19 protein-coding genes are annotated in these 16,725 nt (G+C 49.3%); 11 read left to right on the top strand and 8 right to left on the bottom strand.

Annotated features, from left to right (window positions below):
* Positions 1 to 68: 68 nt before the first annotated feature.
* The 6 genes from ACI49J_RS10430 to ACI49J_RS10405 all read left to right on the top strand — a co-directional run bounded on the left by ACI49J_RS10430 (position 69) and on the right by ACI49J_RS10405 (position 2,943).
* Positions 69 to 437: a hypothetical protein gene (locus ACI49J_RS10430; protein ID WP_240254075.1), complete on the top strand. Its 369-nt coding sequence runs from the start codon at positions 69 to 71 to the stop codon at positions 435 to 437.
* 52 nt (positions 438 to 489) lie between these two features.
* A complete protein-coding gene (locus ACI49J_RS10425; protein WP_409366385.1) occupies positions 490 to 873 on the top strand; it encodes a putative metallopeptidase in 384 nt (127 codons plus the stop codon).
* 61 nt (positions 874 to 934) lie between these two features.
* Positions 935 to 1,339, top strand: coding sequence for a hypothetical protein (locus ACI49J_RS10420; RefSeq protein ID WP_409366384.1), 405 nt, complete (start codon positions 935 to 937; stop codon positions 1,337 to 1,339).
* Complete coding sequence (locus ACI49J_RS10415) at positions 1,339 to 1,875, top strand: hypothetical protein (RefSeq protein ID WP_409366383.1); 537 nt, start codon at positions 1,339 to 1,341, stop codon at positions 1,873 to 1,875. Before ACI49J_RS10420 ends, ACI49J_RS10415 begins: the two co-directional genes overlap by 1 nt.
* Positions 1,876 to 2,005: 130 nt before the next feature.
* Positions 2,006 to 2,404 carry a DoxX family protein gene (locus tag ACI49J_RS10410; RefSeq protein WP_011921408.1) on the top strand — a complete coding sequence of 133 codons (399 nt, stop codon included), beginning with the start codon at positions 2,006 to 2,008 and terminating at the stop codon, positions 2,402 to 2,404.
* Between the two features lie 110 nt (positions 2,405 to 2,514).
* Entirely contained in the window at positions 2,515 to 2,943 is a 429-nt protein-coding gene (locus ACI49J_RS10405) for a PaaI family thioesterase (RefSeq protein ID WP_404809772.1), read from the top strand.
* Here ACI49J_RS10405 and ACI49J_RS10400 read toward each other — a convergent pair.
* Complete coding sequence (locus ACI49J_RS10400) at positions 2,940 to 3,275, bottom strand: winged helix-turn-helix transcriptional regulator (protein ID WP_011921410.1); 336 nt, start codon at positions 3,273 to 3,275, stop codon at positions 2,940 to 2,942. The genes ACI49J_RS10405 and ACI49J_RS10400 overlap by 4 nt on opposite strands.
* 65 nt (positions 3,276 to 3,340) lie before the next feature.
* Here ACI49J_RS10400 and ACI49J_RS10395 point away from each other — a divergent pair, with 65 nt between their 5' ends.
* Entirely contained in the window at positions 3,341 to 3,547 is a 207-nt protein-coding gene (locus tag ACI49J_RS10395) for a CDGSH iron-sulfur domain-containing protein (RefSeq protein WP_240254088.1), read from the top strand.
* A 7-nt stretch (positions 3,548 to 3,554) separates the two neighbouring features.
* Here ACI49J_RS10395 and ACI49J_RS10390 read toward each other — a convergent pair whose 3' ends face one another.
* The 6 genes from ACI49J_RS10390 to ACI49J_RS10365 all read right to left on the bottom strand — a co-directional run bounded on the left by ACI49J_RS10390 (position 3,555) and on the right by ACI49J_RS10365 (position 9,773).
* A complete protein-coding gene (locus ACI49J_RS10390) occupies positions 3,555 to 5,381 on the bottom strand; it encodes an AMP-binding protein (RefSeq protein ID WP_409366382.1) in 1,827 nt (608 codons plus the stop codon).
* The gene (locus ACI49J_RS10385) at positions 5,378 to 5,803 is read right to left on the bottom strand and encodes a Zn-ribbon domain-containing OB-fold protein (protein WP_409366381.1); all 426 of its coding nucleotides are present in this window, start codon (positions 5,801 to 5,803) and stop codon (positions 5,378 to 5,380) included. Before ACI49J_RS10385 ends, ACI49J_RS10390 begins: the two co-directional genes overlap by 4 nt.
* Entirely contained in the window at positions 5,804 to 6,301 is a 498-nt protein-coding gene (locus tag ACI49J_RS10380) for a Zn-ribbon domain-containing OB-fold protein (RefSeq protein WP_011921414.1), read from the bottom strand. It lies immediately after the preceding gene.
* 9 nt (positions 6,302 to 6,310) lie between these two features.
* Entirely contained in the window at positions 6,311 to 7,486 is a 1,176-nt protein-coding gene (locus ACI49J_RS10375) for a thiolase domain-containing protein (protein ID WP_409366380.1), read from the bottom strand.
* Entirely contained in the window at positions 7,483 to 8,601 is a 1,119-nt protein-coding gene (locus tag ACI49J_RS10370) for a thiolase domain-containing protein (RefSeq protein ID WP_409366379.1), read from the bottom strand. The genes ACI49J_RS10375 and ACI49J_RS10370 overlap by 4 nt, the downstream gene beginning before the upstream one ends.
* 101 nt (positions 8,602 to 8,702) lie before the next feature.
* The gene (locus tag ACI49J_RS10365; protein ID WP_409366378.1) at positions 8,703 to 9,773 is read right to left on the bottom strand and encodes an acyl-CoA dehydrogenase family protein; all 1,071 of its coding nucleotides are present in this window, start codon (positions 9,771 to 9,773) and stop codon (positions 8,703 to 8,705) included.
* Between the two features lie 92 nt (positions 9,774 to 9,865).
* Here ACI49J_RS10365 and ACI49J_RS10360 point away from each other — a divergent pair, with 92 nt between their 5' ends.
* The gene (locus ACI49J_RS10360) at positions 9,866 to 10,216 is read left to right on the top strand and encodes a PaaI family thioesterase (RefSeq protein ID WP_409366377.1); all 351 of its coding nucleotides are present in this window, start codon (positions 9,866 to 9,868) and stop codon (positions 10,214 to 10,216) included.
* Between the two features lie 282 nt (positions 10,217 to 10,498).
* Here ACI49J_RS10360 and ACI49J_RS10355 read toward each other — a convergent pair whose 3' ends face one another.
* Complete coding sequence (locus tag ACI49J_RS10355) at positions 10,499 to 11,662, bottom strand: acyl-CoA dehydrogenase family protein (protein WP_011921419.1); 1,164 nt, start codon at positions 11,660 to 11,662, stop codon at positions 10,499 to 10,501.
* A gap of 330 nt (positions 11,663 to 11,992) precedes the next feature.
* Here ACI49J_RS10355 and ACI49J_RS10350 point away from each other — a divergent pair, with 330 nt between their 5' ends.
* From ACI49J_RS10350 to ACI49J_RS10340, 3 genes are read left to right on the top strand one after another with little or no spacing between them, the layout of a single operon-like run.
* Positions 11,993 to 13,246: an acetyl ornithine aminotransferase family protein gene (locus ACI49J_RS10350; RefSeq protein WP_409366376.1), complete on the top strand. Its 1,254-nt coding sequence runs from the start codon at positions 11,993 to 11,995 to the stop codon at positions 13,244 to 13,246.
* A gap of 9 nt (positions 13,247 to 13,255) precedes the next feature.
* The gene (locus ACI49J_RS10345) at positions 13,256 to 14,452 is read left to right on the top strand and encodes an acyl-CoA dehydrogenase family protein (protein ID WP_011921421.1); all 1,197 of its coding nucleotides are present in this window, start codon (positions 13,256 to 13,258) and stop codon (positions 14,450 to 14,452) included.
* Positions 14,449 to 16,704, top strand: a complete 2,256-nt coding sequence (locus ACI49J_RS10340) for a xanthine dehydrogenase family protein molybdopterin-binding subunit (RefSeq protein WP_409366375.1) — start codon at positions 14,449 to 14,451, stop codon at positions 16,702 to 16,704. Before ACI49J_RS10345 ends, ACI49J_RS10340 begins: the two co-directional genes overlap by 4 nt.
* The last annotated feature ends 21 nt before the right edge of the window (positions 16,705 to 16,725 follow it).

Genomic DNA, 16,725 nt, shown 5'->3' with positions numbered 1-16,725 from the left:
ACTGTTTATGACTAAATGTCATGCTGAACTTGGAAAAGTTATATAAATAACAAGGCTTGTAGAAGCCCATGTTAAGGCCGTTAATAGCCATTGACCTAAACAGTAATGTTGGCAGTAGATCCATTGCCAGGTTTGTGTCCAAGATCCTAAGGGTATTTGGGATAGCTGACGTTATTTTCATTATGGACGATGAGAGCATTGTGGAGTTTAACGACGCACGCGTGTTCTCTGTCTCAGACCCAGAATCAGTTATGTCCCTGACGGAAAATCTGAGAAAGCTGTCGGAGAAAAAGGACGTTCTTGACCTGAGAAGCGCAATTACCTTGAAAAGGGAATTGGGCAGGAGTTTACTCATAGTTGTCTCCGACAGAAAAATAAAGAAGGCGCACGAGCTAATATTCAAATATAATGGCAGAAAGGTTCAGAAACTTGTTTGACGTAGTGCAATGATAGTTAAAGGTAAAAGTGACCCAGTGAGTTTGTGATGAGTTGAGGTTTACCAGAGCGGAAGATGTAAGGTCCATGGCCCTCTTTCTAAATGAAAACCTGAGCATTGGGCTGGACCTAGGGAAGGTAGAGTTCATACGAAGCTACGGCTCAAGGTCAAGGGCTTATGCGCGAACCTTTTCTCTTCCAAGTCAATGGAGATACGTACTCAACACGGACAAGCTCTACGTGATAGAGGTGATATCGGAGAAATTTGACAGACTATCCTGTGAAGACAAGGCTTACGTGGTAATCCATGAGCTCATGCATATTCCCACGAAGATGACAGGAGGGTTAAGGAATCATAGTTACGCGGGTTTTAGGAGGATAAGAGCTCTCCTCAAGAAGGCCAACCTGTCGAGTATTTGCAGACCAGCCTATCCCTAATGGGAAAATCCATTCAGTTTATATAACTCTCACACTTTAAAATTATTAAGGTAATTCGAGCATGGACGCCGTAAAGCTCTCTGCGACCCTCATTGCCATAGCCTTTCTCATAGCCTTCGTTGTCCTGCTTAATGTAAAAGCGATGGTCATAAGCAGTGTAAATCAAGTTTTTCAGTTGAAGGATTCACTGAATCAGGTTAAAATCAGGAGCATTTCAAGCACTGAACACAACATAACCCTTTCCCTAAGTAACCCATTCAATGTTTCCATGTACGTTTACAATGTGACCGGGCAGTACGTTTACTTGAAAAGTCCTATACACGTTCCGCCGATGAGCCAGGGAAACTTCACTCTTGTGATAACTAATCCCAAGATGTTCTATGAGCTGGCACAGGCTCGCCAAGAGAACATAACCCTCTATCTAGGTATAGGCACCTTCAACTTCACGCAGGAAGTGAACGTATAATGCAGTTCAAACTCACAACGATTTACTACGTCCTTGTGGCCATAGTGTCCATCATACCTTACCCTTGGTGGTATTATAGCGTCGGCGGAATAGTCACCATAGAGGACTCGCCATTTCAGGTCCTCATATACTTCCTAGGAACTAGATTGATCCTTTCTGACGTATTGACTTTCCTTCTCACTGCTTTTAGACTCTACGTGTTCGTCGTAGCGGTGGGATACGCCTTTCAATCCATGAGAGGTAATCCCAAGGTTTACTCAACCATGTTCTGGTTTCCCGTGCTTTACGTCCTAGATCCCATCCTGATTTACGTTCTCTTTAAGTTTATCCCTCAACTTTTAGGCGTCCCTATTCAGTACCCGTTCTTCATATGGGGGACCGAAACATTTACCTCCAGCTTCAAGGGAAACCAGGTGATCGCCGAGGTAATTAGTTACCCCACACTGATTTACTGGTTTGCCCTAGGGACAGCCATCCTATACCCCTTTTCTAGATGGGAAATCAGGGCGTCAACGAGAAAGGCTAGACAACACTAATCTATGTTTAATTTATTGCATCTTTTTAATTTCATAGTAATCTACTCCCCTCTAGGTAATCTCCTTTCTTTCACTTTACGTGCTAGTTTATATACTGTAAAAAGTAAAGTTGGATTACAAGGTGAAGTAAATGAGCGAATTAATTGGTTCAATAGGTCTCCTGATTTTCAGGCTCCTCTATGGAGTAGCCTTGATACCCCATTCTCTGCCTAAAATATCCATGAACAAGCAAGTCAAGGAGATGATGAAACAGATCGGAATCCCTGGGGGATTTGTGGACCTATCCTTGATAATAGAGCTAGTAGGAGGTTTACTCGTGATTCTAGGTACCATTTACGTGCTAGTTGATGCTGTCTTAGTGTTGTTCTTCCTAGGAACTACTGTGGTGAGCGTGACCAAGATGAAGAAACCCCTTCCATCCATCACTAACCCAGGTTATGACTTAGATATCCTTTTCCTAGCTGGAGCAATTCTGCTACTACTTCTGGGTCCAGGTCCCATATCCTTGTTACCAGGTCCTCAGATCTAGAGGAAGAAACTAGCCTAAGCCAATACAGGCTTTTTCAAACCTTCCTTGTCCTATTTAAAAACACCTAGAGAATGTAAAGAATTTATAGCAAGATAATAACATTTCATGGCATGAGGTTTCAATCACTTAATGAACTTCAGCTTTACCTGGAGGAGGGAGATCCAGTATTTAGGATGCTGGAGGCCAAGATCAAGCATCTAGGACATGGAGAAGCAATCGTGGAGGTGCCGTACAAGTACGAAATAACTAGAAGGGGCGGGGTATTAAACGGTGGAATGATCATGACCATCATGGACTTCACTGGTGGTATAGTGGTGGCAAGCGTAAATGACGGTGACGACCAGGTAACCCAGGAGTTGAAGGTGAACTTTCTTGAGCCCATGCATAGGGGACCCTTTCAATGCCACGCTAGAATTCTGAGAAAGGGTTATACTGCCGTAGCTGTTGACATAGAGTTCAGGGACGCTGAAGGAAAACTTGGTGCTAAGGGGCTAGGCACCTGGTATATTATCAGGGGAAGAAAAGTTACAAAAAGTTAATTTTTATTCAATACCCACTTCTCTCCCCATTGCCCCATTAACTTGAAAATACTCTCTAGTTCTTTGCCCTTACTGGTTAGAGCATATTCCACCTTGAAGGGTCTAGTCCCCACAATTCTTCTCTCGACTATTCCTGCCTCCTCCATAAACTTGAGCGTAGAGGAAAGGGTCTTTGAACTGAGTCCAGTTTCCCTCAGGAGTTGATTGAATCCCTTTGGACCATCAAAGAGGTATCTCAGAACCAGTAGCCTAGCTTCCGTCCCTATAATCTTTATTGTCTCCACGATGGGGCATGTAGTTTTATTTTGTTCATCACGTGAAATGGATGCCATCTAATTTACATGAAGTAACCTCGCTCTTATATAATTTATGATCTAAATCTGCTTTAGGAAATAAAATGGCTAGACTCGTAAGGCATGATAGGAATTTCCCATACCAAGTTAAGACAAATAGTGGGGAGACCCTCTGGATATGTGCGTGTGGTCTCTCCAACAATAAGCCCTTCTGTGATGGCTCCCACAAGAAGACCCAGGACGAGAACCCAGGAGACGTCTACGTGTACGATGGAAACACTAGGGTAAAGATAAACCCACTATACATGTGACAAGAGATCAAGACAGCGCCTTTTTTATGACTTCCAGCGAGTGAGGATTTTCCAGCGAGGATATGTCTCCTAGATCTTTATTGAGTATTGTGTTCCTTATGAGCCTCCTCATGATCTTCGCGTTCCTGGTTTTAGGCAGTTCAGGGACTAGCTTCACGACGGAGGGAGCTATTGCCTTCCCCAACCTCTCCTCAAGGTATTTCAGTAACTCCTCCTCGAGTCCAGTCCTAACCTCCTTAGGTACGGCCAGACATATCACCTTCTCTCCCTTCACGGGATCAGGGACACCAACGCATGCACTCTCCACGATAGCTCGATGGGCATTGAGAACTGCCTCTATCTCCCCTGGACCTATCCTTTTCCCTGAGACCTTTATGGTATCGTCGCTCCTTCCCACGATGTAGAAGTAACCGTCCTTATCCTTTATGGCTAGATCCCCGTGAACCCAAACGTTTTTCCATCTAGACCAGTAGGTTTCAATGTACCTGCCTGGATCCTTCCAGAACCCCCTGGTCATTCCGGGCCAAACGCTCAGCACCACCAGCTCCCCCTCCTCGCCCGGATTAGCAGGTTCGCCACTCTCGTTGAAGACCTCAGCCCTTATTCCTGGAGATTGCCCGTTAAAGGAGGAGGGCCTCATCTCCTTGACAACGTAGTTCCCCAGTATTCCTCCGGAAATCTCCGTGCCACCAGAGTAATTAATCACTGGGGACTCCGTAACCTGGGCAATCCAGTTCCAGCTCTCAGGGTCTATGGGTTCACCGGTGTTCCCCACGACCCTCACATCCAGCTTCATGGACGGGTTAGACGATCTCAAGCTCCTGATTAGGCTTGCTGATAGACCTAAGACATTTACCCTCAAGGTATTCACGAAGTTTTCCAGGGTTTCGGGGATTGCGTAACCGTCAAGGAGAGCCATTCTCGCTCCCAACATCAGGGAGCCAAACACTAACCACGGCCCCATCATCCACCCCATGTCCGAAATCCAGGAAACACCCTCTCCTTTCCTCACGTCAAAATGGAAGTACATGTCCGCTGACGCCTTCACTGGAAAGCCACCGTGAACGTGAACGCATCCCTTTGGTTTCCCGGTGGTACCTGAAGTGTAAATTATCATCAGGGGACTCTCTGCCTCAGTTTCCTCGTATCCGTCTCCTCCTTCCCCGGTTAACTCCCTTAAGTCGTGATAATCCTTTAGCTCTAGGGAAGTTTTCAGGGCTATCTTTACGAGATCGAGTTTCTCCAGGTTCCTAGTTGGTTCCACCTGTTTCCCCTTTCTTGTGTACCTATCTACAGTGAAGATTGCCTTAGCTCCGCTGTCCTCCACCCTAACTCGAACTGGTTCTTCTCCATACCCTGAGAATAGCGGGACAATAACCATTCCTGCCCTAGCTATCCCCAGCATAATGGGAACTATCTCAGCCGTCATGGGCATGTACACGGCCACCCTATCCCCTGGGGATAGCCCAGCTCTCCTTAACCAGCTGGATATGGATTTGGTCCAGCTCAGAACCTGGGAGCGACTGAACTCCTTAACCTCCCCCTCCTCATTCATGGAAGAGACCAGGGTTTCAGGGGAATCATCCAGCTGATCTGTAACGTTCAACCTAGATCCTACGAACCACTTGGGCCATTCTCTTCCTCGAGAAAGATCCAGAACCTTCTTGGGTTTCCTCCTGAAATTGACTCCCACTCTCTCCAGAAAGGAAGGCCAAAAGGTTTCAGGTTCCTTCCAGGTGGATTCCTGGAACTGATCCAGGGACTGGTTCCTTTCCGCTAACCATTTCCCTATATTGCTCTCTTCCCTCCATTCCCTGTCAGGCTTCCATATCAAGTTCTTACCCTGAGTGGAATGCCGTATTCAACAATTTCAACCTTTTTCCCGATTTCTGGAATTCCCTGAACAATTGCAAGAAGTCCACCGCTAGCTCCCTTGAACCTAACTAACCCCACCGTAACGGGTTGGTCCAATCTTCTGTCTGCGTTATCGTGGTATATTGTGGTGAAGCTGTCCAGGTAAGGTTCCTTAACCTCAACGTACTCGCCGTTCTCGACGAAACAATCCTCACAGTACATCCTTGGGGGTACGTAGACCCTTCCGCACCTCGGACATTTCCTTCCCAGTATTTTCCCCTCCCTCAGACCCCTGAGGAACTTTTCGCCGTCTGGCCCTGCCGTGTAGACGTATCTTTCAACTTCCATGACGTCCTTCCACGTAACTAACTCGTTTTCCCTTCCGCGCTTATCCCAGGACATTTACACCACCTCAAAGCACTCTATATCGTCAATGCTCCCTGTCCTTTTTTCAGCGGGTCTCCATCTGGCTCTCACGGTTTTTCCCATAATTGTCATGCTCTTCACGTCTTCGTAGGAACAGCATATTCTGTGGAACAGACCTGGATACACGTAATCCCTGGGAGATGATGGGAATAGTCTAATGGTTCCCACAATTTCTGGCTCCTCTAGTCTGTCCCTTGTCCATGAAATGAAGCTTGCCACGGCGGTCATAACAACTCCCTCGTCCTTGACCTCAACCCATTGCGAAGTGGGATAGAAACAATCCTCACAGTACATCCTTGGGGGTACGTAGACCCTTCCGCACCTCGGACATTTCCTTCCCAGTATTTTCCCCTCCCTCAGACCCCTGAGGAAGGTACTCAGGGCCTGGCCCGCAGTGTAGGAATACTTGGCCTGTGGTTTGTACGAAATGGTAACGTGTTCCTTCAATTCCTCCTCCTTAAGTGGATGAACCATGGTCTCACCTCAATTTCTCATAACCACGACCGTGGAGGCCTGCATTAGGTCCCCCCACGCCTGGGCTACGCCCGTGTGAACTGGCCTTTTCACCTGCATCTTCCCTGCGGTTCCCTTAAGTTGCCAGTAAATGCTAATGACCTTCATCAGTCCCGCCGCGGCTATGGGATTCCCAACTCCCAGAAGTCCTCCTGAGGGGCTACTGGGTATATCCCCGTCCTTATCGAAGAACCCCTCCTTCAGAAGTAGGGGCGCCTCACCTCTCTTAGCCAGCATGAGGCCCTCTAGATGATGAAGTTCCTTATAATCGAAGGGATCATATGGCTCCACGACGTCTATCTCCTTCTGAGGCCTCTCTATTCCTGCCATCCTGTAGGCCATCCTAGCTGCGTTCTCAAGGTATCTGGGATACGCAAGTTCCCTGTTGGGCCAAGAGGTGTTATCGAGAGTCCATCCAACTCCCTCAACCCATATGGGGGTGTCAGTGTATCTCCTCGCAATATCGCCGTCCACGAAAACCATGGCAGCTGCCCCATCACTCACCGGACTTACGTCTAGAAGTTGCACTGGCCACACCAGAACCTCACTTCTTAGCACGTCATCCACGGTGATTTCTCCCCCGAGTTGCGCATAGGGATTACTTGCAGCGTTTCTCTTGTTTTTTACCGAGACTAGGGCGATCTCTTCCTTGCTCACCTTGTTCACGAACATGTACCTGTGCATCTCCATGGCGAAGATCCAGATTAGGTTGGGGTTCAGGGGTTTCTCCGTGATCGGGTCCCAGATGTATCTAAAAACGGCCTGAGGATGGGGCCTACCTGGACTCATCTTTTCCTCCGCCACAGCGAGCACTTTCTTGCACATACCGCTGGCCACATGGTACCACCCTGCTATAGCCGTCATGACCCCCGTGGCTCCTCCAACGTATACCCTGCTACTGGGTCTCATTACCCCTCCTGCTCCGTGGGCCAGATATTCCCCCTTCATGTGAACTCCGTCGAAGGCGTCCGGTGCGCTCCCAATTACCACGCAGTCTATGTCCCTAAGTTCTAGGCCAGCCTCGTCAAGGGCTTTCCTCGAGGCCTCCCAGGCCATTTCCTGTGGTGTATCCAACATCCTCCTTCTGAAGGGCGTCATTCCCGCACCTATCGCCGCGACCCTCCTGAACTTTAGGTTGGTCTTCATCTCTGCATCACCGCCACTCCTCCTGTGAACGTGGGAATTCCCCTCCAGCTCGCCACAATGGTTGAACTCGCCCCCTCCCTCATGTACTCCACAGCGTCGAGCACTAGGGAGAGTCCAGATGCCTCAAGGGGATATCCCTTGGCTAGATGCCCTCCCTTCGGGTTAACTGGTAGATAACTTCCCTCATGGAAATATCCCTCCCTCAACTTCTCCGCTACGTTCGTAACACCAAGGGCTTCTACATGTTGAAGCTCCTTGTAACTGTACCTATCATCGACGAATAGGCCGTTAACCTTCAGGGGTGACTCCAGTCTCGCCATACCAAATGCCAGGGAGGAGGCCTTTCTCATGTAAAGAGCGTCACCTAACCTGGCTAGCTCCAGGTTGGAGTTATCTGTGGCAAACCCTATTCCTGTGATCCAGATAGGCGTGTCGTTAAACTTCCTCGCGAAGGTTTCAGAGGCTAAGACCACTACTATGGCTCCATCCACAGGACGCGCCATATCCACACGGGTTAGGGGATAAACAATGGCCTCTTGCGAGAGAACATCCTCCTTAGACAGGAGTGAGGCGTGGGGTGCCCTACCAGTCTTGAGTCCGCTAGCCCTATTCTTTATTACAGCCTCTGCCAAGTCCTCCCTAGTCACTCCGGTTCTATGCATGAACTTCGTCGCATCTAAGCCAGCCATGAAGTGATAGTTGGGGATCTTAGCCTCTCTAACGTAAACGGGATCCATGGCTAACTCCATGATCTCGGGAAAGGTGAGAATGTCGCTGGGTTTAGCGTGGGACTCGACTACCACGACGTCGGCTATTCCCGAGTTGATCAACATGAACCCGTGTGCCAACCCCTGAAGTCCATCACCGGCCACTGTCATGGTGGGTCTCATTGATCCCCCCACAGGGTCCGGGGCAAACTCGTCAGAGATGGAGATACCTTCCCAGAAATCCTCCTGGCAAGAGATGAATGCATCCACCTGTTCCCTAGGGTTCATTCCACCTGCGTCGTAAAATGCTCTCTGAGCGGCCTCAAACATCATCTCCCTAAACGAGAGATCATGGACGTTAGTGGAGAACCCGTACCATCCGATTCCCACAATACCTACGTTCTCCACTATCTCACATGATAATTATGTTTAAAATCCTATATAAAATCTGCTTATTTTTACAAGATTATAAAAGTGCACTTAAAAAGATTTAAAAAATTATAACTAGATTAAAGCTCGTGGACAAGATCTTCTATGTGTCTCGAGAGAATCATTCTTTGAACCTCATCTGTTCCCTCTCCTATTCTAGTTAACCTCACGTCCCTATACGCGCGTTCCACCCTGGTCGTTTTTGCGTATCCCATCCCACCCATGACTTGGACCATCCTATCTACCACCCTGTTTGCGACTCCCGAGGAGATCAGTTTCAGGGAAGAGATCAGGGGTTCAGCCCTCTTCCAGTCCTTGGTAAAGGCGTTACATGTTGCGTCCAAGAGCGCCTTGACCGATTCCAACTCAGCGATTGAGTCGGAGAACAACCACGCTATCCCCTCATGCTCGATGAGCCTTTTCCCAAAGACCTGCCTTTCCTTTGCCCAGTTGTATGCCTCCTCCATGGCACCTAGGGCTAATCCCAGAGAGATTGCGGAAATGGCTATTCTACCTATGGCGAGGGCGTACTTTATCACCTCCCATCCACCTATGAGCTCTCCCTCGCACTCGTTCATCCTTATCCTCGCCGTCCCCGTTCCCCTATTCCCCTGTACCTCGATCTTTTCCCTCTCCATGCACCGGGTGTCCCTCACTAGAAACGCTGAGATCTTCTGCTCGTCGTTCTTAGCTGCGACCAAGAAGACGTTAGCGTAAAGTCCCTGAGTTATCCACATCTTTTCCCCGTCAATCTTCCAGGTACCGTTAACCTTTCTCGCTGTTGATCTCATGGCAGACGTGTCGGATCCGCAACACGGCTCGCTCAGGGCGAATGAGCCCAGGATCTTGCCCTCTGCTATCTTCTCTGTGAGGTCGTTATCCCTTCCATACCTTCTAAGGGGAGCGTTCACGAGTTCCCCCTGGACATCCTGTATGAGCGCCACTGAACCACTAACCTTGGCTATCTCCTCCAAGCAGAGCATGGAGTCCAAGAGTTCTGCACCGTGGTGAAGGGGATCCAGGATCCCAAGTTCTCCCATCTTCGAGATTAGATCCCGAGGGTAGAAGTCATCCCTATCAATCTTATCGGCAACCCTCAGGATCTCCCTCCTGGCGAAGTCTGAGACTGTGGAGATCAGAAGCTCATCCATTGATAATTATAGATGTAAAAACATTTAAACATGTATTTTGTGATCTGTGATCGGAAAAGTAACGTTTTATAAGGAATTGAAGTGTGTTTATCATGTTCCCAGAGTTATTGGGTATAAGAAAGGAAGAGGAAAGGGAAGGATACGTTAAGATGTCCATGGTCACACAGGAGAACCAGGTTAACGTTCACGGTACCATACACGGAGCGGTCATCTTCGCGTTAATTGATTCCGCGTTTGAGGTAATCAGTAACCAAGGAAGGAGGGCGGTGGCGCTGAACGTCGAGGTAAATTACAGGAGGCCGGTGAACCCGGGGGAAAGACTTGTGGCTGAAGCGTGGCCCGAGTCCCTGGGGAGAACAACCTCGGTGTACAGGATAAGGGTCACAAACGGTGAGGGAAAGGTTGTGGCGATTGCTACGGCATTATCATACAGCGGGTCTTGATCTCAAGTTCTCGTCACTTGAAATGGACCTGTACAGAAGGTTTTTGTGCAGATGTGGCCTTGCTTCTCAGGTTCCCTGAGTCTTCATGGGCAAAGCGTGGCCTAGCGTCATCGGGACTTGCTAGGAATCAACGAATGACCATTTAGATACCTAGATCGTTAAGTAAAGGCTTATCGCGATGAACTAGGAGAAATCTTTTACCTAATCAGAGATTCAAGTGGGTAGATTCCCGATCTAAGAGTATAGGAACAGAAAGCCTAGCCTCTTGAGGTAAGGAGTCTGCTAGTCCTTGAAAAGTCTCCTGGATATGATCAGCTTCATCACGTTCATCGCTCCCTCTGCCCCTACCAAGTATGAGACTATTCCCCTGAATCCCATTTCCACAAGGGCATCCTTGGAGTAACCATATGCCCCCATCCACATCATTACCGACTTCGCTATATCAAAGGCTACCTGAGGTGCAGTGAGCTTGCTCATGGCCGCAAGCATGGCCGTCTCATCGGAGTTGGGCTCCCTATCCATCATCCAAGCTGCCTTGTAGTTGAGGAGCTTCGCCATCTCTAGCCTTGTTTTCAGCTCCGCAGCCTCGAAGGCTATTGCCTCGAAATCCTTCAGCTTGGTGGAGAAAACTTCCCTTTGCTTCACGTACTCTAGTCCCATCTCTAGGATTGCCTCAGCTGCCCCTATGCACGCACCAGCTACTAACACTCTAGCGTGATTGAAACCATCCATGGCGTAGTAGAAACCCCTATTAAGTTCCCCAACGAGGTTTCCCTCAGGAACCTCAGCATTCACATATCTCATGGTCCCTGTTGAGATACCCATTCTGCCCATGTTCTCTATCTTAGATATCTCTATACCCTGGGTAGAGGTAGGGACAAAGAACATGGAAATCCCCCTATGGCCCGCCTCGGGGTTAGTCTTAGCCAGGGTCAGATGTCCTCCACCCCAGTTGTAGGCCTCAAGTACGCCACTTATGTAGATCTTCTGCCCATTTAGCACGAATTTTCTGTCCCTCCTGGTGGCAAGTGTTCTTATCCCAGCAACGTCGCTTCCTCCAGTGGGCTCAGTTGAGGCAACCCCCAGGAACCAGTCGCCTGAGATTACCTTGGGGAGAACTGCCTCCCTAAGACTCTTTGACCCGTACCTGTCTAGGACGTAACCCCAACCGCTTTCCAGGAGGAAATACACCGCTGTGGCCATGCTGAAGTCTGCCCTAGCTATCTCCTCAGATGCTATTGTGGACAGGAGAAACCCAGCCCCCTGACCACCCACGTCCTGAGACGCCGTCATGGCCCATATTCCCAGGGAGGAAGCCTTCTTAACGAACTCCCTAGGTATTCCCTCTCTATCAATCTTGCCCACTAGGGGTCTGAGTTCCTTCTGGAGAAACTCCCTGAGGTTCTCACGAAATAGCGATTCCTCCTCCGAGAACGAGAAGTCCATATAATTATATTATTCAGAAAGTTATAAAAGTATAGGGATGATTGAAAGGTTTCAGTTTCGCTTTATACGTGTTTTGTAATCTTCTCTACGTGGGGAATCGAGAGCGACTTGATAACCCATTAAACCGACGTTTAGCTCACGAAGGGCGATTTTAGTAGGTTTCAGGGCCCTGCTCATCTAGAATCATTTAGAGTGCATACTCTAGGCGTTCCAAAAGTCAAATACACAAGAACTCCTGAGTCACATACTATTTTCAAATTCTATTATTACACTGAACTACATGCAATTTTAAACGAGTAGATTTATATTGATAATGATAAATATATATTCATGAGCCTAGCTTCAAGGATAATAGAAGAGGATTCAAGGTATCTAATGCAGTCCTTCAGCAGATGGTATCCCCTGGTGATTGAACGTGCCAAGGGATCCCTAGTGTATGACGTCGATGGAAAGGAGTATATTGACATGAACGCCGGCATAGGGGTAATGGCCCTGGGACACGGGAACGAGAAGATCATCCGTGCCGTTCAAGAGCAGATGAACAAGTTTTTCCACTATAGCCTAACCGACTTCTATTACGACCTAGCTGTAAGGGTAGCCCGCAAGCTGGTATCACTCGTGGGATTTCAGGGTAAGGTGTTTTACGCCAACAGTGGCACGGAGAGTGTGGAAGCCAGCCTGAAGATAGCCAGGGGTCACACTGGGAGGCAGTACATCATAGGTTTCACTAACTCATTTCACGGAAGAACATTCGGATCCATGTCCTTCACCTCAAGTAAATCGGTGCAAAGATCTGCGTTCTCACCACTTTTACCCTCCACTCTCCTGGTTCCATACCCTGACAGACATAACCCGCTTTGCCGAGAGGATTGCGCCAACGCAGTTCTGGAATACATTGAGGATTGGGTCCTGAAGAAGATCGTGGACCCCAACGACGTTGCGGGTTTCCTCCTGGAACCTATTCAGGGGGAGGGAGGAATCATCGTCCCCCCAAGGGAGTTCCTTCAAGGTCTCCAGAGGATAGCGAGGAAGAACGGGATTCTCCTCATCCTAGATGAGGTCCAGACTGGAATAGGTAGGACAGGAAAGATGTTTGCCTTTGAGCATTTTGGTGTGGAGCCGGATCTGATATGTCTGGCCAAGGCCCTTGGGGGAGGCTTACCCTTGGGGGCAGTGGTGGGGAGGAGTGAGGTCATGGACCTCCCAAGAGGTTCCCACGCCAACACGTTCGGGGGAAATGCCCTAGCCCTGGCCGCGGCCGAGGTCGTGCTAGAGGAGGTTCCAGGGCTTCTAGGGAAGGTTAACTCGGTGGGAAAAATGATCGTGGACATTCTAGGCTCCACGAAGTCCAGATACGTGGAGGAGATTAGGGGTATGGGTCTCATGATAGGAGTAGACCTAAGGAGGGATGGGGAACCCTATGAGGAGGGGCTCGAGAAGGTTCTGAGGAGATCCTTCGAAAGAGGAGTACTCGCCATAGGAGCAGGTGAATCAGTAGTGAGATTACTTCCTCCCCTCGTGATAGAGGAAGAACTTGCTCAGAGGGGTAGCTCTATAATAAGGGAGGAAATAGATAGGTTATAGGTGATCTAGATGGTGTTCCCGTTCAAGGGACTTGAGGATTTCAAAATAGATCTAGACCAGGATCACGAACTCCTACGAACAACCATAAGAGACTTCCTTGAGAGAGAGGTACAGAACAGGGTGGAGGAGGGAGAAAGGAAGGGAGATCTGGGAGAGGTTAGGGAGAAGATAAAGGAGCTAGGACTAAATGGACTAGACGTTCCGCAGGAGTATGGGGGAGCTGGTGGAGATTACCTTTCACTTCTCGTTGCCACAGAGGAGATTAGTAGGATTTGGCCCTCCCTCTCCACCTTCTTCTTGATAAATTGGATGTTCACCAGCGCACTGCTCCGATTTGGGGGGAAGGATATCAAGGAGAGATACGTGCCTCCAGTTGCTAGGGGAGAAAAGATCGCGGCGTTTGCGAACACTGAGCCTGGAGCTGGTACCGACGTTGCTGGGATGTCCTCAGTAGCCAAGAAGGTTAACGGCGGTTATGTTCTGACAGGAAAGAAGATATTTATTACGAGTGGAGACCTTGCCGATTACATTATTGTTACCGCAAGGACTTCCCCTCCATCTGAGCAAAGGTGGAAGGGAATCACCATGTTCGTCGTCGAGAGGGATTTCCCAGGCTTCAAGGTTGAGAGCAGGATTGATACCACAGGACTCAAGGCGTCTCATACAACTGAGATTTCCTTCAATGAGGTTAAGGTACCTGAGGAGAACGTAGTTGGGGAGGTCGGACAGGGATTCAAGTACGCTGTCTCATCCTTTGACTACGCAAGGACCATAGTTGCCTCCCAGGCCCTGGGCATAGGTCAGGCTGCCCTCGAGAAGATGGTGAGGTACTCAATGGACAGGAAAAGTTTTGGACAGAGCATAGCAGGTTTTCAGATGGTTCAACAAAAGGTGTCAGAGTCCATGGCAGACTTAACAACCACGAGGCTGTTAGTTTACTGGGCTGGCTCCCTTTACAAGAGGGGAATGGAGAATGAGTATATCATGGCCGCCTCCTTGGCCAAGTTCTTCGCTACAGAGGCGGCGGAAAGAATAGTGTTAAGGGCCATGACAGTTCACGGCGGATACGGAGTCACCACGTCTACGGGTCTTGAGAGGATGCTTAGGGACATTCAGATTCTCAAGACCTACGAGGGAACCAACGACATTCAGAGGGTCTCCGCAGCGAGACACTTCTACAGGAAGTTCATGGGGCTAAACGTATGATAGGGAAGCCCGTAAGGAGGTTAGAGGATCCAAGGCTGATCTCCGGAAGAGGAAGATTCATAGACGACATTCACCTCCCGGGCGAGCTCTTCCTGGGGGTCATAAGGTCTCCGTATCCACGAGCTAGATTTTGGGTTAATGGCAAGGAGGTTGAAGTCATCACCCAAGCAGACCTAAAGACCAATCCCTTACCCAATTTCTTCTTTGAGTCTGCACCAAAGGAGTATCCCTTGGCTATTGACGAGGCCAGATACGTGGGAGAACCCGTGGCACTTGTTGTGGGAAGAGATAGGTATGAGGCGGAGGACTTAAAGGAGATGGTCGAAGTAGAGTACGACCCTCTTCCGCCTGTGGAAAGTGCTAGGGAAGCCCTAACAGGAAAAATCCTCGTCCACCAGGAATTAGGGACGAACCTAGTCTACAGGGACTCCTTTGAGTATGGGCAACCACCCTCTTCCTTTAAGACGGTTGAGAAGACCTTTCGCGTCAACAGGATTTCCCCTATGCCTCTTGAGACCAATGGTGTAATAGCAGATTACTCTCCGGTAGACGAAAGCCTCACTGTCTACGCCAACACTCAGGTCCCTCAGGTGTTTAGGACAGCTCTCAGCATAGTCTTCCAGATACCCAGGAGTAGAATCAGGATAATAGTTCCAGACTCAGGGGGCGGTTTTGGAGGGAAAATTTTCCTGAAGCCCTTGGTGCTCGCAACCATGGCCTCTATGGTAACTGGAAGACCTGTAAAGTATATTGAGACTAGAACCGAGCACGTCATCTCAGCCGTACAGGGCCCTGACAGGGAGTACCAAGCTAGGATAATGTACAGGGATGGGGAGATCCTAGGAATGGAGGTTGACCTCCTGGAGAACTTCGGAGCTTACATGCATACCTACCAACCGCTCCCGATCCTGAGGCAGATATACCACCTCACGGGGGCATATAACGTTCAGTATCTCAAATTCAACGTGAACGGAGTCCTCACCAACATGCCTCCCACCGGACCCTATAGGGGTCTGGGAATTCCCCCTGCGGTCCTGGTTCTAGAGAACTTGGTGAGTTCCGTGTCTAGGAGGGAGAAGACCACACAATGGGAGATCAGGAAGAGGAACTTCATCAAGTCACTCCCTCACACCACGATCACGGGCGCAATTTATGACAGCGGGGATTACGAGAAGTCGCTAGAGGTATTGAGGGAGGCCCTAGGTGACAAGGGACCAGGCTTGACCGGAATGGGCGTAGCCTTTGCCCTGGAACCTGGCTCGTCGCTGGCCTTTCAGACTCTAGTGGTAAAGAAGGCTAGGACCCCCTACTACGAGGGAGTCTACATCAAGATGGATAGCGGTGGAGACATTACTGTCTCACTGAGCACCAATTCCATGGGTACGGGTCATGAGACTTCCGTGGCCCAGGTTGTCTCCCACGTCCTAGGAGTCCCCATGGATAAGATAAGGGTTATTCTAGGCGATACCTCAGGACCTCCGGGAACAGGATTTTACGGTAGCAGGTTCTCCGTGGTCTCCATAAGTGCCGTGTACAAGGCATCAATCAAACTTAGGGAAAGGATCAGGGAGCTGGTAGCTCAAGTCCTCAACGTTGAGGTGGATAAGGTTGAGATAAGGGACGGAACTGTGAGGGTAGGAAACAGGAGCTTCCCCGTGGAGGAGGTTGCGAACCTTGTGTATAACAGGTATCATTCACCGCTTGATGATATGGGAATAGAGGCGACAGAGGTGTTCAACTCCCCTAACGTGAACGTTGCGGATGAGAAGAGGAGGGTAAACTTCTCCTCAACCTATGGCGTTAACGCCCATGGGGCCATAATAGAGGTAGACCCCAATACCGGTTTCATCAAGATCAAGAAATACGTCGTGGTGAGCGATAGCGGTAACCTGATTAACCCTCTTATCGTTGACGGCCAACTCATGGGCGGAACTGCAATGGGAATAGGGGCCTCTCTCCTTGAGGTTATAAGGTACGTCTCGGGAGTCCCCCAGCAGATCAATCTCGCAGATTACTGGATGCCCACCGCACTGGAAGTACCTAGAATGGAGATAAGGCATCTAGTCTCCCCCTCACCCTTCACTCCCCTGGGTACGAAGGGAGTTGCTGAGGGAGGCGCGACTGTTCCCTATGCGGTTCTAGTTAACGCCCTGGAGGACGCCTTGGGTATCACGTTGGACAGGGTGGAAGTTCCTATAACGCCAGAGTTCGTCCTTGAGCAACTGGAGAGGAGGGCGGTTAAAGCAATTTAGTTTTCTCAAAGGTTTAAGCAT

This window comes from Metallosphaera sp. D4-4 (genome assembly GCF_046245145.1).
Lineage (GTDB): Archaea > Thermoproteota > Thermoprotei_A > Sulfolobales > Sulfolobaceae > Metallosphaera > Metallosphaera sedula.
The sequence above is the reverse complement of the archived record's forward strand: the minus strand, read 5'-3'. Positions and strand labels throughout refer to the sequence as shown.

Excerpts from the sequence above, each read along its gene's own strand:
- ACI49J_RS10430 (WP_240254075.1), top strand. The coding sequence starts at position 69 with ATGTTAAGGCCGTTAATAGCCATTGACCTAAACAGTAATGTTGGCAGT.
- ACI49J_RS10420 (WP_409366384.1), top strand. The coding sequence starts at position 935 with ATGGACGCCGTAAAGCTCTCTGCGACCCTCATTGCCATAGCCTTTCTC.
- ACI49J_RS10415 (WP_409366383.1), top strand. The coding sequence starts at position 1,339 with ATGCAGTTCAAACTCACAACGATTTACTACGTCCTTGTGGCCATAGTG.
- ACI49J_RS10410 (WP_011921408.1), top strand. The coding sequence starts at position 2,006 with ATGAGCGAATTAATTGGTTCAATAGGTCTCCTGATTTTCAGGCTCCTC.
- ACI49J_RS10405 (WP_404809772.1), top strand. The coding sequence starts at position 2,515 with ATGAGGTTTCAATCACTTAATGAACTTCAGCTTTACCTGGAGGAGGGA.
- ACI49J_RS10400 (WP_011921410.1), bottom strand. The coding sequence starts at position 3,275 with ATGGCATCCATTTCACGTGATGAACAAAATAAAACTACATGCCCCATC.
- ACI49J_RS10395 (WP_240254088.1), top strand. The coding sequence starts at position 3,341 with ATGGCTAGACTCGTAAGGCATGATAGGAATTTCCCATACCAAGTTAAG.
- ACI49J_RS10385 (WP_409366381.1), bottom strand. The coding sequence starts at position 5,803 with ATGTCCTGGGATAAGCGCGGAAGGGAAAACGAGTTAGTTACGTGGAAG.
- ACI49J_RS10380 (WP_011921414.1), bottom strand. The coding sequence starts at position 6,301 with ATGGTTCATCCACTTAAGGAGGAGGAATTGAAGGAACACGTTACCATT.
- ACI49J_RS10375 (WP_409366380.1), bottom strand. The coding sequence starts at position 7,486 with ATGAAGACCAACCTAAAGTTCAGGAGGGTCGCGGCGATAGGTGCGGGA.
- ACI49J_RS10365 (WP_409366378.1), bottom strand. The coding sequence starts at position 9,773 with ATGGATGAGCTTCTGATCTCCACAGTCTCAGACTTCGCCAGGAGGGAG.
- ACI49J_RS10360 (WP_409366377.1), top strand. The coding sequence starts at position 9,866 with ATGTTCCCAGAGTTATTGGGTATAAGAAAGGAAGAGGAAAGGGAAGGA.
- ACI49J_RS10355 (WP_011921419.1), bottom strand. The coding sequence starts at position 11,662 with ATGGACTTCTCGTTCTCGGAGGAGGAATCGCTATTTCGTGAGAACCTC.
- ACI49J_RS10350 (WP_409366376.1), top strand. The coding sequence starts at position 11,993 with ATGAGCCTAGCTTCAAGGATAATAGAAGAGGATTCAAGGTATCTAATG.
- ACI49J_RS10345 (WP_011921421.1), top strand. The coding sequence starts at position 13,256 with ATGGTGTTCCCGTTCAAGGGACTTGAGGATTTCAAAATAGATCTAGAC.
- ACI49J_RS10340 (WP_409366375.1), top strand. The coding sequence starts at position 14,449 with ATGATAGGGAAGCCCGTAAGGAGGTTAGAGGATCCAAGGCTGATCTCC.